Genomic DNA, 17,982 nt, shown 5'->3' with positions numbered 1-17,982 from the left:
CAAAATACTTAAATTTTAGTTTCCATCTCCTTGTCTCGGCTGATGGATAAGATTAGGCCAATACTGATGGCCGTGAATACGAGTGAAGTTCCCCCGGCGGAGATCATGGGCAAGGGTTGGCCAGTAACGGGACCCGCACCTACTGCTACGAGCATGTTGATAAATGCCTGAATCACGATCGAAAAAGTAAGACCAGCCGAGAGGAGTCCTCCGAGCGGCTTACCGCTATATCGTATGACGGAAGAACCTCGCCACATAAACCACAAGAAGAATAGGGGTATTAATATCCCCATGAACAAGCCATATTCCTCCAGGATAATGGCATAAATAAAATCGGATTCTGCTTGCGATAATAAATAGCGGTATTGGCTGTTTCCTGGGCCTTTTGGGATCAATGCTCCCGTCGAAATCGCATATTTACTCAAGTTGATTTGGTAATTTTCATCACTTTTATTCATCTCCTTGAGTTTCGTTTTATCCTGCTCAAAGGCTCTCGACATAAAAGTTGATATACGATTTCGAACCGTGGTAGCCCGTTGGCCAATCCCCAAATAAACCACCATGAACGCGAGAAATGCAACGATTCCCACAATTCCACTGATGTATTTGATGGGTACTCGTCCAAAAAACATCAGGACGATACTCGTTAGGAAGATCAAAATGCTTGTAGAGAAGTTGGACAACATAATTAAGAAACACGTCACCCCGATCAAGATCAATATTACGATGGCTGTCACGATGTTGTATTGACTTTGGTCTGCTTGTCTACTGGAGAAAATCTTTGCTAAACTTGCTGTTAGGCATAATTTGGCCATATCGGAGGGCATGAAAGACACAAAACCGAGATTGATCCAGCGACTCGCACCCCCTTTGCTTTCGCCAAAAAAGAAGGCAAACAGAATGAGTCCCCAGGATAAAAATAAGAACAAATTACTCAGTCGGGTGACCTTAATGTAATTCTGTCGGGAAATCCAGGACATCAAATAAAAGGATCCAATGAGGATGGCGATGGTCTTGATGATGGAGGTAAGCGGCTCAAAGGGCCCTTCCATGGTCATCCGACTTTTCGTTGAGAATTGGATTAACAATCCAAAAACATTTAGGAGGATTACGATGAACCAGATTTGGTAGTCTCCTACCAGGTGTTCCTTAAGGTATTTACTAATTTTAGATTCCATGGATCAAATGCTTAACAGTGGCCTTGAATTGGTCACCACGGTCCTCATAATTTTTAAATAAATCAAAGCTTGCGCAGGCGGGGGAGAGCAGGATGATATCTCCTGAATTCGCCCAATCCATGGCTTGCTTGATGGCATTTTCTAATTGATTGGTTTGGGCGAAAAGCGCGATACTTTTGCCAAAATGGGCTTCCAATTTCGAATTGTCTGTTCCCAGGCAAACCATTCCTTTCACCTGATTCTTGACCAATTCATCCAATACACGGTAATCATTTCCCTTGTCTACGCCACCGATGATCAAAATGATCGGTTTCGTAAAGCTATTTAAAGCATAATAGACAGCGTCCACATTCGTCGCTTTCGAGTCATTGATGAATTGAACCCCTTGCCAGTTTCCACAAGGCTCTAATCTGTGTGGGGCATTCTGGAAGGTAGGTAGGTGTTTAACGATTGACTCCCAAGATACGCCCGCGGATCTGGCGGCGAGGATAGCGGCCGACAGGTTCATCGCATTGTGCGGCCCTTGAATAGGTGCCGTAGCACGTTGAATGCTTCCGTTCTCGAAGATAATCTCCTCCTCGGTGATCGTGGCGCTTCCTTGGGCAGGGGAAAATTGAATCTCCTGAATCTGCGTATCGGTTGGGATCAACGATTTATATTGTTGGATCACCTCATCATCTCCCCAATAGATACATGTGTTGGCAGCTTTCGCATTTTGGAAAATACGGAACTTGGAATGAATGTAGTTCTCAAACTTATAGTCATATCGATCTAGGTGATCGGGGGTAATGTTCACGAGCACCGCGATATCAGGGGAAAATTCAAAACAGCGATCGAGTTGAAAGCTTGAAATTTCCAGTACATACCAGTCGAAGGATTGCTCCATGACTTGCTTTGCGAAGCTATGTCCAATGTTTCCCGCGAGCCCCACATGATAACCGGCTTCTTTTAGCAGGTGATAGGTGAGTAGGGTTGTGGTGGTTTTTCCGTTACTCCCTGTAATAGCGATGAGCTTAGCATCTGTGTAACGCGCGGCAAATTCAATTTCCGAAATGAGGGATATCCCTTGTTTTTTGATGGCTTGTACTAATTCGGATTTTTCAGGAATCCCAGGACTGATGATGATATCATCGGCTGCTAAGATTCGCTCGAGGGTATGTGTACCAGTCTCGAAGGGAATTTGGTATTCATTTAATTCAGCTTGATAGACGGCTTTCAATTCGCCTTGATCGGATAGAAATACTTGATGTCCTTTGGCTTGCGCTAAACGAGCGGCGCCTACGCCACTTTCTCCTCCACCTAATATCACAATCTGGGCCATTGAAGCTGAAATTTATACGAAAACTGAACTAAGAATTTTACCACAATTTAGAAAATTGTCGGGATTAATTCAAGTGGGATGGAGGGAGAAGGGAATAAATAGGCCAACAAAAAAAGGCCAGCGTTTTGGCTGGCCTTTTTGAATCTATTTTGATGGAATTAAACCAATGCGATACGTTTGAACGTAGAAATTGTCAAACCTTTTTGAGTCGACTCAACGAGTTGACGAATGGTGATTGACGGATCTTTTACGAACTGTTGGTTCAACAATGTTTGCTCTTTGTAGAACTTCTCTAATTTACCGACAGCGATTTTCTCCGACATAGCTTCTGGCTTTCCTTCTTGACGTGCTTGGTCTTTTCCAATCTCGATTTCACGCTCGATTGTTTCAGCATCTACGCCGTCTTTATCTAAAGCAACGGGCTTCATCGCAGTGATTTGCATCGCGATATCTTTACCAACTTCTTGAACATCAGCACCTTGAACGTTTTCGAATGCTACTAAAACACCGATTTTGTTGTTTGAGTGGATGTAAGAAACAACCTTCTCAGCTGAGATATTTTCGTAAGCGGCTAATGTGATTTTCTCACCAATTTTACCTGTTAACTCGATGATGTGTCCTTCTACAGAACGACCATCCGCTAAAGGCTCAGCTAATAAATCATGTGCGGATGGCGCGTGAGATTTCACGGCTGCTTCCAAGATGTTTTTCGCTAAGTTGTTGAAATCTTCCACTTTAGAAACCGGCTCTGTTTCACAAGCAAGGGCAATTAATTTACCGTTTGAATGATCTGCATTCAAAGCGATTAATACAACACCTTCATTTGTTTCGTTGTCGGCACGTTTTGCGGCTACTTTTTGACCTGCTTTACGTAGGATATCGACTGCTGCTTCGAAGTCACCATTGGCTTCTGTCAAAGCTTTCTTGCAATCCATCATACCAGCGCCAGTCATTTGGCGTAATTTATTAACGTCTGCGGCTGTAATTGACATATTATGAATATTGTTTATTCTTGTTCTGCTTCTTTTTCGTACTTAGCGGCTACTTTCGCAGCTTCTTGCGCATCAGCTGCGTCTACTGCGCGCTTTGCTTCTTCTTCTTCAGCGATACGGGCATCGTCTTTATCTTGCTTACGCTCAGATAAACCTTCTTCGATTGCCTTGCTGATTGCTTTTACGATGATAGCGATTGATTTGTATGCATCATCATTAGCTGGGATTGGGTAATCCACTAACTCAGGATTTGAGTTCGTATCGCACATTGCGAAAACAGGGATACCTAATTTCTTAGCTTCGGATACAGCGATGTGCTCACGCTTCACGTCGATTACGAACAATGCCGCAGGAAGACGAGTCAAGTCGGTGATACCACCCAACACACGCTTTAATTTTTCTTCTTCACGAGTCATCATTAAACGCTCACGTTTCGCAAGTGTTTTTACGATAACCTCGTCTTTCAACATCTTGTCGATGCTTGACATTTTCTTGATCGACTTGCGTACGGTCGCGAAGTTTGTCAACATACCACCTAACCAACGGTCAGTTACGTATGGCATCTTTAATTTATCTGCTTCTGCAGTGACTACTTCTTGCGCTTGTTTTTTAGTCGCAACGAACATGATCTTACGACCAGAACGTACGATAGCACGCATTGCTTGCGATGCTTCTTCAAGGCTAGAAATTGTTTTGTTAAGATCAATGATGTGGATACCATTTTTCTCCATAAAGATGTATGGAGCCATTTTTGGATCCCACTTACGCGTCAAGTGACCGAAGTGAACGCCTGCGTCAAGCAAGTCGTTGTAGCTTAATTGTGCCATTTTGGTTGTTTAAGAATGTGAATAATAAAAAAGTGGAAAAGGCATCGGCAACAGACAAGCCTTTTCCACGAACCCTTTTTAACGCTTCGAGAACTGGAATCTCTTACGAGCTTTCGCACGTCCTGGTTTCTTACGCTCAACCATACGAGGGTCACGCGTTAAGAATCCTTCTTTTTTCAAAGGAGAACGTAATTCTGCATCTTGCGTTTGAAGTGCACGTGAAATTGCTAAACGAAGCGCTTCAGCTTGTCCTTTGATACCACCGCCATCTACGTTAGCTGTTACATCAAATGAACCTACTGTGTTCGTTAAAGCGAATGGCTGATTTACCACAATCTGAAGAATCTCAGATGGGAAGTAATCAGTCAATGTACGGCCATTGATTTTGATTTGGCCTTTACCAGGAGTCATAGAAATACGAGCAATAGCTGTCTTTCTTCTTCCAATTTTACTTGTTATTTCTGCCATTGTAATGTCCGTTAAAACTTGATTTCTTTAGGTTGTTGTGCTGCATGTGGATGCTCAGATCCTGCATATACAAATAAGTTGTTGAACAAAGCACGTCCTAAACGATTCTTAGGTAACATACCTTTTACGGCTGCTTCGACAACCCCTCTTGGGTTTTTCGCTAAAACCTCACGTGGTGTAGCAAAACGCTGACCACCTGGATACCCCGTGTGACGGATGTAAACCTTGTCAGTCATTTTCTTACCTGTCAAACGAACCTTATCAGCATTGATAACGATCACTTGATCTCCACAATCTACGTGCGGTGTGTACGAAGCCTTATGCTTTCCACGAATAATTTTCGCGATTTCAGAGCATAGACGACCTAAAATTTGGTTTTCGGCATCTACTACCACCCAGTCCTTTTGAACTGTAGCTTTATTGGCAGAGATCGTTTTGTAACTTAAAGTATCCACTTTTAATAATGTTTAACTGTTGAATCATTTCCACCAAGACCACGGAATTTGCCTTAAGGATTTGATTATGACCTATTTTATCTTTCAAACGGGCATTCAATCGAAAAATGGGAGTGCAAATTTAGAAAATCAATAACTAATATGCAAGGGCATATCGAAAATATTTGGCAATAAAAAAGGAGGCCTTCGCCTCCTTCCTTCAAATGCACTTTTTGGTCTTAAATTCCACTCATGTCAAATGTTTCCATGAAGGCTGTTGTGAACTTACCCGACTGAAAACCAGGGTCATCCATCAACTTAATGTGGAAAGGAATCGTTGTTTTGATGCCTTCGATCACAAATTCCTGAAGGGCTCTCTTCATACGAAGTAATACCTCTTCGCGGCTTTGACCACTCACGATCACCTTCGCGATCATCGAGTCATAGTTTGGTGGGATGGTATAGCCTGAATACACATGGGAATCGATACGAACTCCGTGGCCACCCGGTAGGTGTAAGTTCGTAATTTTTCCTGGTGAAGGGCGGAAACCATTGGCTGGATCCTCCGCATTAATCCGGCACTCCAACGCGTATAATTTCGGGAAGTAGTTTTGGCCCGAAATCGGGATACCTGCCGCTACTTTGATTTGTTCTTTGATTAAGTCGAAATCTGTTACTTCTTCGGTAATTGGGTGCTCGACCTGAATACGGGTATTCATTTCCATGAAATAGAAGTCGCCGTTCTTGTCGACCAAGAATTCAATCGTTCCAGCTCCTTCATATCCGATGGCCGAAGCACCTGCGATGGCAGCTTCACCCATTTTCTTACGAAGTTCGTCGGAAAGAGCAGGGGATGGCGTTTCTTCACACAGTTTTTGGTGACGTCGTTGGATGGAGCAATCACGTTCAGATAAGTGACATACCTTTCCAAAACGATCACCTACCACTTGAATTTCAATGTGGCGAGGCTCTTCCACGAATTTCTCCATGTACATGCCGTCGTTTCCAAAGGCTGCTGCTGCTTCCATTTTGGCATCATCCCACAACTTACGGAATTCCGATTCCTCGCGGATGATACGCATACCACGGCCACCACCACCGGCTGTTGCCTTAATGATTACCGGATATTTAATGGATTTAGCTAATTCGATGGCTTCCTCTACGGTATCCAATAAACCGTCTGAACCTGGAATGACAGGCACACCGGCTTTCTTCATCGTATCTTTCGCGGTAGCCTTATCTCCCATTTGGTTGATCATTTCCGCTGAAGCGCCAATAAACTTGATGCTATGTTCCGCACAAATGCGCGAAAATTCGGCATTTTCAGATAAGAATCCGTAACCTGGGTGAATGGCATCTGCCCCAGTTACCTCCGCCGCTGAAATTAAAGCAGGGATACTTAAGTAAGAGTCGCGGCTTGGCGGTGGTCCGATACAAACGGCCTCATCCGCAAAACGCACGTGTAAACTCTCACGGTCAGCCGTGGAATACACCGCGACTGTTTTTATTCCCATTTCCTTGCAAGTACGAATGATGCGCAAGGCAATTTCACCTCGATTTGCAATTAGTATTTTTTTAAACATAGTAATTGATTTGTCTAATCGCATACTCAAACCCAAGGTGGTATGCGCTAGGCTCATAATTAAGCTTTTTCTACCAAGAATAACGGTTGGTCAAACTCCACAGGGCTTGCGTTATCCACCAAAATTTTCACGATTTTACCCGATACTTCCGAGTCGATCTCGTTGAATAATTTCATCGCCTCAATCATGCAAAGTGTTTTGCCCGGAGCGATTTCTGATCCTACTTCTACATAGTTTTCCTTATCCGGTCCAGCCGCACGGTAGAATGTACCGATCATTGGTGATTTAACGGTGTATAGATTATCTGCCACAGGTGCCGCTGCGGGTGCTGCTGCTGGAGCCGCGGGTGCTGCTGCTACGGGGGCTGCTGCCGCAACCGGTGCAGGCGCTGCCGCGACTGTTACCGTTGGAGCTGCTGCACTATTTTTTTTCACTGAAACTTTTAATCCCTCTGTTTCGATGCTTACTTCTGCAAGCGGTGATTTTGCGATATAATCCAATAATCGCTGTATTTCTTTCGTATCCATTTCGGTTTTATAATATAGGTTGACCGTTTTACTAAGTTTTGACAAATGTAGCAGAAATTACTTAACGCGTTCAGCGTATGCGTAAGTTCTTGTATCTACTTTGATGATTTCATCTTGTTCAATGAAAATAGGAACTGTAATCGTAGCGCCTGTTTCTACCGTTGCCGGTTTTTTCGGTGAGTTGGCGGTATCTCCACGAACGCCTGGTTCTGTGTAAGTTACTTTCAATTCCACGAATGGAGGCAATTCGCATGATAGGGCAGAATCATCTTCTGTATTGATTAAAATCTCTACTTCTTGTCCTTCTTTCATCAAATCAGCCATTACCACTAGATTTTCACCTAATAAGATTTGCTCAAATGATTCATTGTCCATGAAGTTGAATCCAAACTCATCCTTGTAGATGAATTGGAATTTTCTGCGCTCCACACGTACCGGGTAAATCGATACGCCCGAATTGAACGTGTTATCAATTACCTTTCCGGATGTTAAGGAACGCAATTTAGTCCGAACGAACGCTGGACCTTTTCCTGGTTTTACGTGAAGAAATTCAATGATCGAATATAAATCGTCATTGTACTTGATCACCATCCCATTTTTAATATCTGCTGTAGTTGCCATTGTGTTTTGTTGATTATTTTGGATCGTAAGCCCATGTTACGTAGGCAGATCCCCATGTAAAGCCGCCGCCAAAGGCCGCGAATATTAATTTATCTCCTTTTTTCAATTGATTCTCGTAATCCCACAAGCAGAGCGGAATGGTCGCCGCTGTGGTATTGCCGTATTTCTGGATATTCAACATCACCTTGTCTTCACTCACTCCCATACGATTCGCCGTCGCATCAATAATACGCTTGTTGGCCTGATGAGGAACCAAGAAACGAATATCGTCGCCCACCAAGTGATTGCGTTCCATAATCTCCGCTGAAACATTCGCCATACGAGTTACGGCAAATTTATAAACCGCTTGTCCTTCTTGACGGATATAATGTAATTTTTGTTCTACCGTTTCGTGCGTTGGGGGATAAGCACTTCCGCCACCCTTTTGCATCAAACTTTCACAACCTTCTCCATCCGATTTCAAGATGAAATCTTGAACACCTAGGCCTTCCATATTTGGTTCCAACATCACCGCTGCCGCTCCGTCTCCAAATAAGATACAAGTGGTGCGGTCCGTGTAATCGACAATTGCCGACATCTTATCAGCACCTACCACAATAACTTTGTTATAACGACCGGATTCGATGAAAGCGGTCCCAACTGCCAAAGCATTTAAGAATCCCGAACAAGCGGCCGCCAAATCAAAGGAGGCTGTCTCGCGAATGCCTACCGCCTTGCAAATCATATTCGAGGCGGAAGGGAATAAGTAATCTGGGGTTACGGTCGCGCAGATTAATAAGTCGACTTGGTCGGGAGTAACGTTCGTTTTACGTAATAGTTCTTCTACCGCTTTGGCACCCATGACGGATGTTCCCTGACCCTCACCTTTTAAGATGCGACGCTCTTTGATTCCGGTCCGGGTGGTAATCCACTCATCGTTTGTATCAACTAGCTTTTCTAATTCTTCGTTTGTTAGCACATAATCCGGGACATATCCTGCCACACCGGTTATCGCTGCACTTCGTTTGTTTGACATGTTATATTAGTTGTTTTCGAACGCAGCCTTAATTTTTTGGCTAACCTTCGATTTTACTATGTTTTGGCACAATTTAACCATGTTCATGATGGCGGTTGGGCTTGAAGCTCCATGCGCAATGATGACATTTCCATTGATACCAATAATAGGACTTCCTCCGTAATTCTCGTAATTGGTACGATCCACAAATTCGTTCACCATACCCTGCTCCTTCATGATGTTGTAGATGGATTCGCCCATTTTTAGGACAATATTTCCTGTGAAACCATCTGTGACGATCACATCCGCTTTTCCACGGAAAACATCTTTTCCTTCGAGGTTCCCAACAAAATTTAGTTTATCATTTGCTTTTAATAAAGCATGCGTAGCCTGCGTCAAGATCGACCCTTTTTGTTCTTCTTCTCCAATGTTCAATAAACCCACGCGAGGACGCTCGATACCACGGGTTGCCGCTGCATAAACGGATCCCAACACGGCCCATTGCTCCAACATCTCTGGTTTGCAGTCGGCATTCGCACCAATGTCCAACATAACCGAATGCGAACCATCCGTTTGCGGAATAAATCCGGCAATCGCAGGGCGTTGAATACCTTCAATGGTTTTTAGAGAGAATAAAGAGCCGACCATCATAGCGCCCGTATTTCCGGCTGATGCGAAAATATCGGCTTTGCCTTCCTTTAAAAGCGCAAACCCAACTCCGATGCTGGAATTGGGTTTTTGCGATAATGCTCGGGTGGGATGTTCTCCCATTTCGATAACGTCGTCCGCGTTGATCACGCGAATTTGGCTGCCCGTGTAGGTACGATCAGCTAAAAGTTTATTAATTGTATCGGCTGGTCCTACCGCAAGAATAGTCTCTTCCGGTGCTAAGTTTGAAATCGCTAAAAGAATCCCATCAACTACTGCTTCGGGGGCATAATCCCCGCCCATCACGTCGATTGCTATGTTCATTCAATAGGTGTTTAAATACTAAATCGAAAGACAAAAATAGCATTAATTTTAGTCAAAAAATAGTATTTTAACGGGATTTTTTCGCAAAGCTCAAAAAAAATCAAAAATTTGGCCTGCCAGGGTTAATTAACGTGTAGAATATCCTTCTACAATCATTTTACCCTTGTAATACAAGTTTCCTTCATGCACGTGTGCACGGTGGAATAAATGTGTTTCGCCTGTTTGACTATCTACTGCCAATTGCTTTGGTGTTCCGAAATCATGTGCTCTACGAGTATCACGACGTGTTGTAGAATGTCTTCGTTTAGGATGTGCCATGGTATTTGTTAATTAATTTTATTTTAAATCTTTAAGTTTTTGAAGTGCTGCCCATCTCGGGTCAATCGCCTCTTCATTCGTTGAGGCAGGTTTTTCATCTGCCCGATCCGTCGTGTAGATGAAAACATCTTCCGCCTCGGGATCTTCATCTGCCAAAAAACGTGGATGTAACTTTTTCATCGGGACCTCTAGGGCAATGAAATCGAATATATCCTGCGACAGATCTAATTTTGGTTCCTTTCTATCCAACAAGAACAGATTGTCACCCAAATCCTCCGAATGGTCTGAATACTTATAAATAAGCTTTTCGTTGACATTCAAGGGGTAATCAAATGTTTCCAACGAGCGATCGCAAACTAATTCAATCGAACCCGTAATCTGCATTTGTACCTGTATCATGAGGGCTGACTTCGTTAAGTCAACCTTTACATCAAATTTGCCTTTTTCTACCCAATCCTGCTCGAAAGCGGCGAAAAACGAATCATCTCCCGCGAAGGTATATGCGTACGTTTTGTCCTCTAGTGCGATAATAGGTATCTGAAATGCTTCTAATACTTTCATGACGACCTTGGTTAAAAAAAGGAATGCAAAATTAGGTAATTTTTTGGAAACAACAAGTTATGCGTTTACCTTTTTCGTAAAATCTTCCGACCTTTGGTTTCATGAAACGACTGAATGGGGCATGGCTTGCCTATTGGATACTATTTCTTGTGTTTGAAGTTAGCATCGTAGCATACATCCAACGATACGACCGCTTTGATCAAATGCGAATTATTAATAATTGGCATGTTTTGCCGGTGGATAATCTTTTCCGAGGGCTAACGTTTTTGGGGGAATTGCTTGTTCCGATCGCGCTACTCATTTATTTTATATTCAAAAAGAAGGCATGGATTAAGCCCTTTCTTTTTTCCTATGCGGCTTCAACGCTGATTGTTCAGGGCTTAAAGCACCTCGTTTTCCCGAATGCCTTGCGTCCGTATTCGTACTTTAAGGCGGTGGATATTCCTTGGTATTTGGTGAAAGGAGTCGAGATGAATGAATACAATAGTTTTCCCTCCGGCCACACGGCTGCTGCTTGGTTCTGCTTTATCTGGGTTGCCTTGGTGTTTAAAAAGCCCTGGGTAGGCGCTATCGCTGCAATACTGGCCGCTGGTGTTGCGCTCTCGCGTGTCTATTTGTTCCAACATTTTCCGGTTGATGTGGCGTTTGGGGCTTTGATCGGAATTAGTTGTTCATCGATTTTTTACTACCTATATCATGAAACTCTTACAAAATAGACCTTATTTATTTTGGGTGTTGATCGGATGTATTGTCTATATTCCTTTCTTGGGATCGTCTCAATTATTTGATTGGGATGAAATCAATTTTGCCGAAGCTGCTCGTGAGATGATGGTGACTGGGGACTACTTGACGGTACAAATTAATTTTCAGCCGTTTTGGGAGAAGCCACCCATTTTTATGTGGTTGCAGGTATTGAGTTTTCAGTTTTTCGGCACCTTTAGCCCAGATGCTTGGACTTCGATGGAATTTGCTGCTCGCTTTCCGAATGCCCTGGTTGGGATCATAACCTTGCTCTTGATCTTTCGGATCGGGAAAAAGCATGTGTCGGATAGCTTCGGTCATTTGTGGGCATTTTCTTATTTGGCTGCATTTACGCCGCATGTTTATGCGAGTTCGGGTATTATCGACCCACTTTTCAATTTATTTATCTTTCTAGGTATTTATGCTTATTCACAATTTTATTCGAATCCCCAATCGCTGCGATGGATCGTATGGTCCGGATTGAGCATCGGTTTAGGGATGTTGACCAAAGGTCCTGTCGCCCTATTACTTTGGGGGGCTAGTTTATTGGTATTCGGAATACTGCAAAAATCATGGAAGCTTCCTGTGATTGCCCGATTATTGGTCGGGGCATCATTTTCCGCGCTGCTATCAATTCTCCTTTTTGCCTCGTGGTACGCGGTAATTATCGTGAAATTGGGTTGGGGAATTTGGGATGATTTTGTGGCGTATCAATTACGCTTATTGACAACAGGAGATGCGGGACATGGCCAACCGGTTTATTATCATGTATTGGTTTTACTCTTGGGTTGTTTGCCGATTTCCGTTTGGGCCGGTGCGCGGTTGTTGCGGCGTGGGCATGTGGAGGTGCCGACCGACCTGACGCGCTGGATGCAAGTTTTGTTTTGGGTGGTATTGGTTGTATTTAGTTTGGTAAAAACGAAGATTATTCATTATTCGTCGATGTGTTGGTTGCCATTAACTTATTTTTCTGCCCAAGTATTGTTTGAATTCCAGTCGGGGAAATGGACTTGGAAGCGTTCCTATTCCTTTGTTTTGGGTCTCGTGGGTTTGATTTTTGGAATCGTAATGATGTTGGTTCCCTTGATCGGCATGTATGCGTTTGAGGTTTCACCCTACATTCAGGATGCATTCGTTCGAGGAAATTTGCAGGCACCCGTGTATTGGGCCAGTTGGGAATGGATGATTGGCGTTTTTTTTATCGTATTGGTGGGATGGACGGTGATTCGGAAGGAAGTAAACTATTCCGCGCTTATTCGATTAATGCAAGGAAGCGTGTTGGTGATGATGGCCTTTATGGCTATCGTTTTACCGAAGATTGCGGGATATACGCAAGCTACGCCGATTGATTTTTATGTTTCGCATGTGGGCCAAAGGGTATACATTGAAACCGTTGGTTTTAAATCCTTTGCACACTTATTGTATTTTGAAAAGCAGGGCCCGGGTCCGGATGTGGATAGTTTAATGAAACAATCCTCGACAGACCGTCCCACCTATTTTGTGATGAAGTCGGATGCCGAGGATCGATTTAAATACCATCCCAATTTGCAATTAATCAAAGAGGAGAATGGTTTCTTGTTTTATAAACACGTCAATTAGTTTCCTTCTGGAAAGAAGAAATGACCTTCGATGGCAGCGTTTTCGTCTGAATCGGAACCGTGGATGGCATTGGAACTTAAGGAACGTGCGAAACGCTTACGGATTGTTCCTTCCTCGGCTTTAGCGGGATCGGTTGCTCCAATTAATTTTCTGAAATCTTCTACTGCGTTTTCTTTCTCCAAGATCATTGGGATGATGGGATTCGAAGACATGTATTCGCATAATTCGCCATAGAATGGACGTTCTTTATGCACTTCATAGAATTTACCCGCCTGCTCGGGAGATAAATGTACCTTTTTTATCGCTACGATTCGGAAACCCGCTTCTTCAATTTGTTGGATGATTGGCCCTGTAAACCCGTCAATAACTGCATCGGGCTTAATCATGGTAAATGTTCTATTTGTTGGCATTACGTTTTTTTTGCAAATTTATCTCTAACTTTGCGAACGCCCAAATTTGTCGGGCCATATGTATTTTTATGTCTTCGATTTCCGGTCTTCGCGACCTTTTAATTCCTGGTCAGCACGTTGTCATCACGACCCATTTTAATCCTGATTCTGATGCGATTGGTTCAAGTTTAGCTTGGCAGCAATATTTGCAAAAGAAAGGTTTACATGTTGATGTGATTATTCCGTCCGGTTTGTCACGCAATTTGTTGTGGATGAAAGGCGCGGATTCGGTTTTTGATTTTGAAAATATATTGCATAAGTCGGCGATAGAGGAAAAAATTCAACGGGCCGACTGGCTTTTTTGTCTCGATTTTTCGGGCTTGCAGCGGTTGCATGGATTGGCGGGTATGGTGCGGGCGGCAAGGTGTCCGAAAGTGGTGATTGATCATCATTTGGATCCGGAAGATTTTGCGGATTACTATTATCATCGAACAATTGCGGCGTCTACTTGTGAATTAATTTTTGATTTAATTCAAGAGTGGGGGGATGATTCGTTGATTGATTCGGAGATGGGATCTTGTTTGTATTCGGGAATTATGACGGATACGGGATCTTTTCGCCATCCCAATACGACGGCCCATGTGCATGAGGTAGTTGCGGAGTTGATTAAGAAGGGGGTGGATACGAATGCGGTGCATCGTAAGGTATTTGATTCGGCGAGTTTACATCGTTTGCGTTTTTTGGGACATGTCTTAGCAAACCGCTTGGAGTATTTGTCGGAATATCATTTGGCGCTGATGTGGATAACCGAGGAAGATCAGAAGCAATTTAATTCGCAAGCAGGAGATACGGAGGGTATGGTGAATTATGGCTTGCAATTGGAGGGAGCAGTTTGGGCAATCTGCATGATTCAGCGTCCGGATGGAGTTAAGTTGTCCTTTCGATCGATCGAGCCTTTTGCGGTGAATCAATTTGCGGCGACTTATTTTGAGGGGGGCGGGCACAAAAATGCGTCGGGAGGAAGATTTTCGGGAGGGGGAATTGAACAAGCGAAGGAAAAATTACAGGAAGTGTTACCTTTGTATCTTTCTGAAATAAAACGAGTTAAAAATTTATAAATATAAACTAAAAATCATGCGTAAATCAATTGGATTATTGGCTGTGGCTGCTGCGATGCTAGTGGGATGTGGCAAAGACAAAGTGGAAGTTATTGATGGGGTGAAAATACAATTTCACGCTCACGATGATAAGGCACAAAAATTAAAGGATGGCGACATTATCACTTTTGATTTAGTGATTAAAAATGGTGCAGATTCAGTTTTGCAAGATTCGCGCAAGGATGGTCAGCCGAGCAAAGGGATGATCCAGGCTCCACAAGGTGCTCCGGGTGCCTTTAAAGGTACGTTTGAAAATGGTTTACGTTTACTTTCTTTGGGTGATTCAGCAACGATTTTAGTGCCGATTGATAGCTTAATTAAGACGGTTCAGGCACCTTTGCCTCCATTCTTGAAGCCGGGAACGGATTTGAAATACACGGTAAAAGTGATTAAGGTTCAATCCAAGGCTGAGTTTGAAAAAGAAATGGAAGCGGAAGCTGTAGAGGCGAAGAAAAAAGCTGCAGTTGAAATCGCAAAGGAGCCAGCTTTAATTGCTGCATTCATCGCGAAGACCGGCAAGACATTTCAAAAAACAGCCTCAGGATTATATTATTCAACTGAGAAGCCTGGATCAGGTCCATCGCCTCAAATGGGTGAAACATGGGTAGTTAATTACCGTGGAACGTTCTTGAATGGTAAGGAATTTGACAAAGGAAGTGCAGCAGAAATGCCATTGGGGCAAATGATTCCAGGTTTTAATGAAGCTTTAACATTGATGAAAGCTGGCGGAAAAGCTACTTTCGTGATTCCTTCATCGATTGCTTACGGAGATCAGCCACGTGGCCCGATTCCTGCTAATTCGGTTTTGGTTTTTGAATTGGAAGTTATTTCGAAGAAATAGTTTAAATCTACGTTGCTCACGTACGAAATGCTAGCTTAAATCGTTAGCATTTCGTGTATGAATAAATTCAATTAAATCTCAAGTAGTTTGAAGAAATTAATCATTTTCATGGGTATCCTTTTCGGTATGACGTCCTGTTTGACGGACGTTGAATTAGCTGATGAGGCAAAAGCAAAAGAGAGCAAAGCCCAGATTTTGGCATATTACGCAAAATTGAACCAAGTGCCGGTTCAGATGGCGGATGGATCTTATTACTATGTGACCAAGGCGAATCCGAATGGGGAATTGGCTTCGAAGGGGGATACCTTGAGTATGCGTTATATCCTTTCCAATTTAGTTACGGGAGAGGTTTTGGATAGCACCAAGGTGCCTTTGGTCTATCAATATGGATATTTAAATCCTGTTTATGCTAAATTGATGGCCTATTTAAAGGAAGGTGAGCAAGCTGTGATGGCGATCCCGGGAACTTCGCAAAGCTTTCCAGGTTTACCTGCGTTTACCCCTTTGAAGGTTACCGTTAAGGACTATGTTGTTCGTAGTCAAAATGATCAGATCGAAGATTTTATTGCCCGCAAGAAACTAACAGTAACGGAGAAGGATGCGAATGGTTTGCGTTTTATTCGTTTATCTCCTGGCACGGGAGAAATTCCGACGAACGGAAAGATTGTTAAATTAAAATACACGGGTCGTTTTTTAAATGGTTTTGCTTTCGATGGGAATATGGCCCGTACGGATAGTTTTTCGGTAACGGTTGGTGGAACCTCGACCGTTATTGGTTTTCAAACGGGTATCGAAAAGATGCGTTTAGGGGAGCGTGCTATTTTGGTTTTCCCATCTTCCATTGGTTATGGAGAAAAGGGGTCAGGGGCAACTATTCCCGGATTTACGCCTTTGTCATTTGAAATTTATGTAGCCAAAATTCAATAACATGAAGCAGTTAGTTATTTGTTTATTGCTCACTATGGGCTTGTTATCAAGTTGTGCATTCAATGAAATAAATCAACAAAATGAACAAACTGATAACGATATTCAGAAATACATTAAAGACCGTAATTTGACTATGCAAAAGACGGCCGATGGAATGTACTATTTCATTGATTCAAAAGCTTCTACAAAGAAATCTGCAAGTGTATCCGATTTGATTAAGTTTCATTACAAAATGACATTGTTGGACGGGACGTTAATTGACTCCACTAATCGAGTATTAAATCAATTTAATACGGAGGTTTGGGGTACGAAGGCTACCGTTTTTTCATTGCCTTTGAGCAATATGAGGGAAGGGGAATCAGGTATTTTTATCCTTCCTGCCTCCTTGGCATTTGGAGGTAGTTCATTTGGGAATGTACCAGCTTATGCAACCATTCGATTGGATATTACAATTACTTCGATTCGAACGGAGTCCGAGCAAATTGACGATATGAAAACCCTGTATGCGATGCAAGGAGCTGAATTAACTACATCTGGTATGTTGTTTAAGAAGTTGGTTGAAAAGCCTGCAGCCTCACAAGTTTTAATTGGTCAGAATGTGGTCGTGAGTTATGTGGGTAAATTTGGATATAGTATTAAACAGCAAGATGCTGCAGGTAAATGGATTTATAGTTCAACCTTTGGTCAAGGTACTATTGGATCTGCAACAAGTGCCTATTATGCAGGATCTGGGAATTTGATTTCTGGTTTCGAAGAGGCTGTCATGAAATTACGAATTGGTGAAAAAGCATCTATTATTTTGCCGTATAAACTAGCTTATGGAACCTCTGGGAATTCCGCTATACCGGGTTATTCTCCATTGTATTTCGAAGTAGAAATCATTTCGGCTCAATAGCATGGTTAAACCTGGTCTTTATTTGGCTACTCAAAATTCACATAAAGTGGATGAAATAAAAGATCTCCTCGGGGATCTTTTTGACATTCGTACGGTATCTGAATTAGGACTCGTAGAAGACATCCCGGAGACGGGTCAGACCTTGCATGAAAACTCTTTTCAGAAAGCTTCCTATATCGCTGAGCGTTTTCAGGTTACTTGTTTGGCAGACGATTCAGGCTTGGAGGTAGCGGCTTTAGGCGGTGCGCCAGGCGTTTATTCCGCACGTTATGCCGGGGAACCGAAGAATGATCCTGCCAATTTGCAAAAGTTATTGAGGGAAATGGAGGGGCAAGCTAATCGTTCAGCACGTTTTGTGACCGTCTTGACATTTCACCATCAAGGTCAGTTCGAGCAATTCGAAGGAGAGGTTCTTGGCAAAATCACGAAGGAGCCAAGGGGGGATCAGGGATTTGGCTATGATCCTGTGTTTCAGCCCCAGGGCCATATACGTACTTTTGCCGAAATGTCCATGGCGGAGAAAAATCAATTAGCCCATCGTGCACGCGCACTCCAAAAATTCAAAGCCTTCCTTTCGAATACAAGAATTTTTCCGGATAGATAGCGGATTGAATTCGCTAATTCGTATTTTTGATTG

General features: G+C 43.0%; 21 protein-coding genes. 7 read left to right on the top strand and 14 right to left on the bottom strand.

The features are described 5' to 3' along the window. Positions 1–8: 8 nt before the first annotated feature. The 13 genes from ACMH5P_RS05550 to ACMH5P_RS05490 form a co-directional block, all read right to left on the bottom strand. Complete coding sequence (locus ACMH5P_RS05550; RefSeq protein ID WP_459493341.1) at positions 9–1,178, bottom strand: FtsW/RodA/SpoVE family cell cycle protein; 1,170 nt, start codon at positions 1,176–1,178, stop codon at positions 9–11. Beyond that, positions 1,168–2,499, bottom strand: a complete 1,332-nt coding sequence (gene murD, locus ACMH5P_RS05545) for a UDP-N-acetylmuramoyl-L-alanine--D-glutamate ligase (protein WP_459493340.1) — start codon at positions 2,497–2,499, stop codon at positions 1,168–1,170. The genes ACMH5P_RS05550 and murD overlap by 11 nt, the downstream gene beginning before the upstream one ends. A 158-nt stretch (positions 2,500–2,657) precedes the next feature. Next, complete coding sequence (tsf, locus tag ACMH5P_RS05540) at positions 2,658–3,491, bottom strand: translation elongation factor Ts (RefSeq protein WP_459493339.1); 834 nt, start codon at positions 3,489–3,491, stop codon at positions 2,658–2,660. Positions 3,492–3,505: 14 nt separating this feature from the next. Further along, a complete protein-coding gene (rpsB, locus tag ACMH5P_RS05535) occupies positions 3,506–4,318 on the bottom strand; it encodes a 30S ribosomal protein S2 (RefSeq protein ID WP_459493338.1) in 813 nt (270 codons plus the stop codon). A gap of 78 nt (positions 4,319–4,396) precedes the next feature. Next, the gene (gene rpsI, locus ACMH5P_RS05530) at positions 4,397–4,786 is read right to left on the bottom strand and encodes a 30S ribosomal protein S9 (RefSeq protein WP_315577074.1); all 390 of its coding nucleotides are present in this window, start codon (positions 4,784–4,786) and stop codon (positions 4,397–4,399) included. Positions 4,787–4,797: 11 nt separating this feature from the next. Continuing rightward, complete coding sequence (rplM, locus tag ACMH5P_RS05525) at positions 4,798–5,241, bottom strand: 50S ribosomal protein L13 (RefSeq protein ID WP_315577075.1); 444 nt, start codon at positions 5,239–5,241, stop codon at positions 4,798–4,800. A gap of 218 nt (positions 5,242–5,459) precedes the next feature. Continuing rightward, positions 5,460–6,803, bottom strand: coding sequence for an acetyl-CoA carboxylase biotin carboxylase subunit (gene accC, locus ACMH5P_RS05520; RefSeq protein ID WP_459493337.1), 1,344 nt, complete (start codon positions 6,801–6,803; stop codon positions 5,460–5,462). 59 nt (positions 6,804–6,862) lie between these two features. Beyond that, positions 6,863–7,330, bottom strand: a complete 468-nt coding sequence (accB, locus tag ACMH5P_RS05515) for an acetyl-CoA carboxylase biotin carboxyl carrier protein (protein ID WP_459493336.1) — start codon at positions 7,328–7,330, stop codon at positions 6,863–6,865. A gap of 57 nt (positions 7,331–7,387) precedes the next feature. Next, complete coding sequence (gene efp / locus ACMH5P_RS05510) at positions 7,388–7,951, bottom strand: elongation factor P (RefSeq protein WP_459493335.1); 564 nt, start codon at positions 7,949–7,951, stop codon at positions 7,388–7,390. Between the two features lie 13 nt (positions 7,952–7,964). Continuing rightward, complete coding sequence (locus ACMH5P_RS05505; protein ID WP_459493334.1) at positions 7,965–8,966, bottom strand: beta-ketoacyl-ACP synthase III; 1,002 nt, start codon at positions 8,964–8,966, stop codon at positions 7,965–7,967. Positions 8,967–8,972: 6 nt separating this feature from the next. Then, entirely contained in the window at positions 8,973–9,917 is a 945-nt protein-coding gene (gene plsX, locus ACMH5P_RS05500; RefSeq protein ID WP_459493333.1) for a phosphate acyltransferase PlsX, read from the bottom strand. Positions 9,918–10,043: 126 nt separating this feature from the next. Then, on the bottom strand, positions 10,044–10,235 hold the full coding sequence (gene rpmF / locus ACMH5P_RS05495; RefSeq protein ID WP_377976883.1) for a 50S ribosomal protein L32: 192 nt from the start codon (positions 10,233–10,235) through the stop codon (positions 10,044–10,046). 18 nt (positions 10,236–10,253) lie between these two features. After that, the gene (locus ACMH5P_RS05490) at positions 10,254–10,796 is read right to left on the bottom strand and encodes a YceD family protein (RefSeq protein WP_459493332.1); all 543 of its coding nucleotides are present in this window, start codon (positions 10,794–10,796) and stop codon (positions 10,254–10,256) included. 101 nt (positions 10,797–10,897) lie between these two features. On the opposite strand from ACMH5P_RS05490, the gene ACMH5P_RS05485 reads away from it, so the two are divergent. Together ACMH5P_RS05485 and ACMH5P_RS05480 are read left to right on the top strand one after the other, a co-directional pair. After that, entirely contained in the window at positions 10,898–11,512 is a 615-nt protein-coding gene (locus tag ACMH5P_RS05485; protein WP_459493331.1) for a phosphatase PAP2 family protein, read from the top strand. Beyond that, positions 11,493–13,136, top strand: coding sequence for an ArnT family glycosyltransferase (locus tag ACMH5P_RS05480; protein ID WP_459493330.1), 1,644 nt, complete (start codon positions 11,493–11,495; stop codon positions 13,134–13,136). Before ACMH5P_RS05485 ends, ACMH5P_RS05480 begins: the two co-directional genes overlap by 20 nt. On the opposite strand, the gene ACMH5P_RS05475 is transcribed toward ACMH5P_RS05480, so the two are convergent. Then, the gene (locus tag ACMH5P_RS05475; RefSeq protein WP_459493329.1) at positions 13,133–13,546 is read right to left on the bottom strand and encodes a nucleoside-diphosphate kinase; all 414 of its coding nucleotides are present in this window, start codon (positions 13,544–13,546) and stop codon (positions 13,133–13,135) included. The two genes, ACMH5P_RS05480 and ACMH5P_RS05475, sit on opposite strands and share 4 nt — an antisense overlap. Positions 13,547–13,614: 68 nt before the next feature. Between ACMH5P_RS05475 and ACMH5P_RS05470 the strand changes: the two genes are divergently transcribed. From ACMH5P_RS05470 to rdgB, 5 genes are all read left to right on the top strand, one after another. Next, on the top strand, positions 13,615–14,643 hold the full coding sequence (locus ACMH5P_RS05470; protein ID WP_459493328.1) for a DHH family phosphoesterase: 1,029 nt from the start codon (positions 13,615–13,617) through the stop codon (positions 14,641–14,643). Between the two features lie 16 nt (positions 14,644–14,659). After that, positions 14,660–15,523, top strand: coding sequence for an FKBP-type peptidyl-prolyl cis-trans isomerase (locus ACMH5P_RS05465; RefSeq protein WP_459493327.1), 864 nt, complete (start codon positions 14,660–14,662; stop codon positions 15,521–15,523). An 87-nt stretch (positions 15,524–15,610) separates the two neighbouring features. After that, a complete protein-coding gene (locus ACMH5P_RS05460) occupies positions 15,611–16,450 on the top strand; it encodes an FKBP-type peptidyl-prolyl cis-trans isomerase (protein WP_459493326.1) in 840 nt (279 codons plus the stop codon). A 1-nt stretch (position 16,451) separates the two neighbouring features. Further along, the gene (locus ACMH5P_RS05455) at positions 16,452–17,345 is read left to right on the top strand and encodes an FKBP-type peptidyl-prolyl cis-trans isomerase (protein WP_459493325.1); all 894 of its coding nucleotides are present in this window, start codon (positions 16,452–16,454) and stop codon (positions 17,343–17,345) included. 22 nt (positions 17,346–17,367) lie between these two features. Continuing rightward, complete coding sequence (gene rdgB / locus ACMH5P_RS05450) at positions 17,368–17,949, top strand: RdgB/HAM1 family non-canonical purine NTP pyrophosphatase (protein ID WP_459493324.1); 582 nt, start codon at positions 17,368–17,370, stop codon at positions 17,947–17,949. Positions 17,950–17,982 lie beyond the last annotated feature (33 nt).

Source organism: Aquirufa sp. 5-AUSEE-100C1 (assembly GCF_054558655.1).
The sequence above is the reverse complement of the archived record's forward strand: the minus strand, read 5'-3'. Positions and strand labels throughout refer to the sequence as shown.

Excerpts from the sequence above, each read along its gene's own strand:
- ACMH5P_RS05550 (WP_459493341.1), bottom strand. The coding sequence starts at position 1,178 with ATGGAATCTAAAATTAGTAAATACCTTAAGGAACACCTGGTAGGAGAC.
- murD (WP_459493340.1), bottom strand. The coding sequence starts at position 2,499 with ATGGCCCAGATTGTGATATTAGGTGGAGGAGAAAGTGGCGTAGGCGCC.
- tsf (WP_459493339.1), bottom strand. The coding sequence starts at position 3,491 with ATGTCAATTACAGCCGCAGACGTTAATAAATTACGCCAAATGACTGGC.
- rpsB (WP_459493338.1), bottom strand. The coding sequence starts at position 4,318 with ATGGCACAATTAAGCTACAACGACTTGCTTGACGCAGGCGTTCACTTC.
- rpsI (WP_315577074.1), bottom strand. The coding sequence starts at position 4,786 with ATGGCAGAAATAACAAGTAAAATTGGAAGAAGAAAGACAGCTATTGCT.
- accC (WP_459493337.1), bottom strand. The coding sequence starts at position 6,803 with ATGTTTAAAAAAATACTAATTGCAAATCGAGGTGAAATTGCCTTGCGC.
- accB (WP_459493336.1), bottom strand. The coding sequence starts at position 7,330 with ATGGATACGAAAGAAATACAGCGATTATTGGATTATATCGCAAAATCA.
- efp (WP_459493335.1), bottom strand. The coding sequence starts at position 7,951 with ATGGCAACTACAGCAGATATTAAAAATGGGATGGTGATCAAGTACAAT.
- ACMH5P_RS05505 (WP_459493334.1), bottom strand. The coding sequence starts at position 8,966 with ATGTCAAACAAACGAAGTGCAGCGATAACCGGTGTGGCAGGATATGTC.
- plsX (WP_459493333.1), bottom strand. The coding sequence starts at position 9,917 with ATGAACATAGCAATCGACGTGATGGGCGGGGATTATGCCCCCGAAGCA.
- rpmF (WP_377976883.1), bottom strand. The coding sequence starts at position 10,235 with ATGGCACATCCTAAACGAAGACATTCTACAACACGTCGTGATACTCGT.
- ACMH5P_RS05490 (WP_459493332.1), bottom strand. The coding sequence starts at position 10,796 with ATGAAAGTATTAGAAGCATTTCAGATACCTATTATCGCACTAGAGGAC.
- ACMH5P_RS05485 (WP_459493331.1), top strand. The coding sequence starts at position 10,898 with ATGAAACGACTGAATGGGGCATGGCTTGCCTATTGGATACTATTTCTT.
- ACMH5P_RS05480 (WP_459493330.1), top strand. The coding sequence starts at position 11,493 with ATGAAACTCTTACAAAATAGACCTTATTTATTTTGGGTGTTGATCGGA.
- ACMH5P_RS05475 (WP_459493329.1), bottom strand. The coding sequence starts at position 13,546 with ATGCCAACAAATAGAACATTTACCATGATTAAGCCCGATGCAGTTATT.
- ACMH5P_RS05470 (WP_459493328.1), top strand. The coding sequence starts at position 13,615 with ATGTCTTCGATTTCCGGTCTTCGCGACCTTTTAATTCCTGGTCAGCAC.
- ACMH5P_RS05465 (WP_459493327.1), top strand. The coding sequence starts at position 14,660 with ATGCGTAAATCAATTGGATTATTGGCTGTGGCTGCTGCGATGCTAGTG.
- ACMH5P_RS05455 (WP_459493325.1), top strand. The coding sequence starts at position 16,452 with ATGAAGCAGTTAGTTATTTGTTTATTGCTCACTATGGGCTTGTTATCA.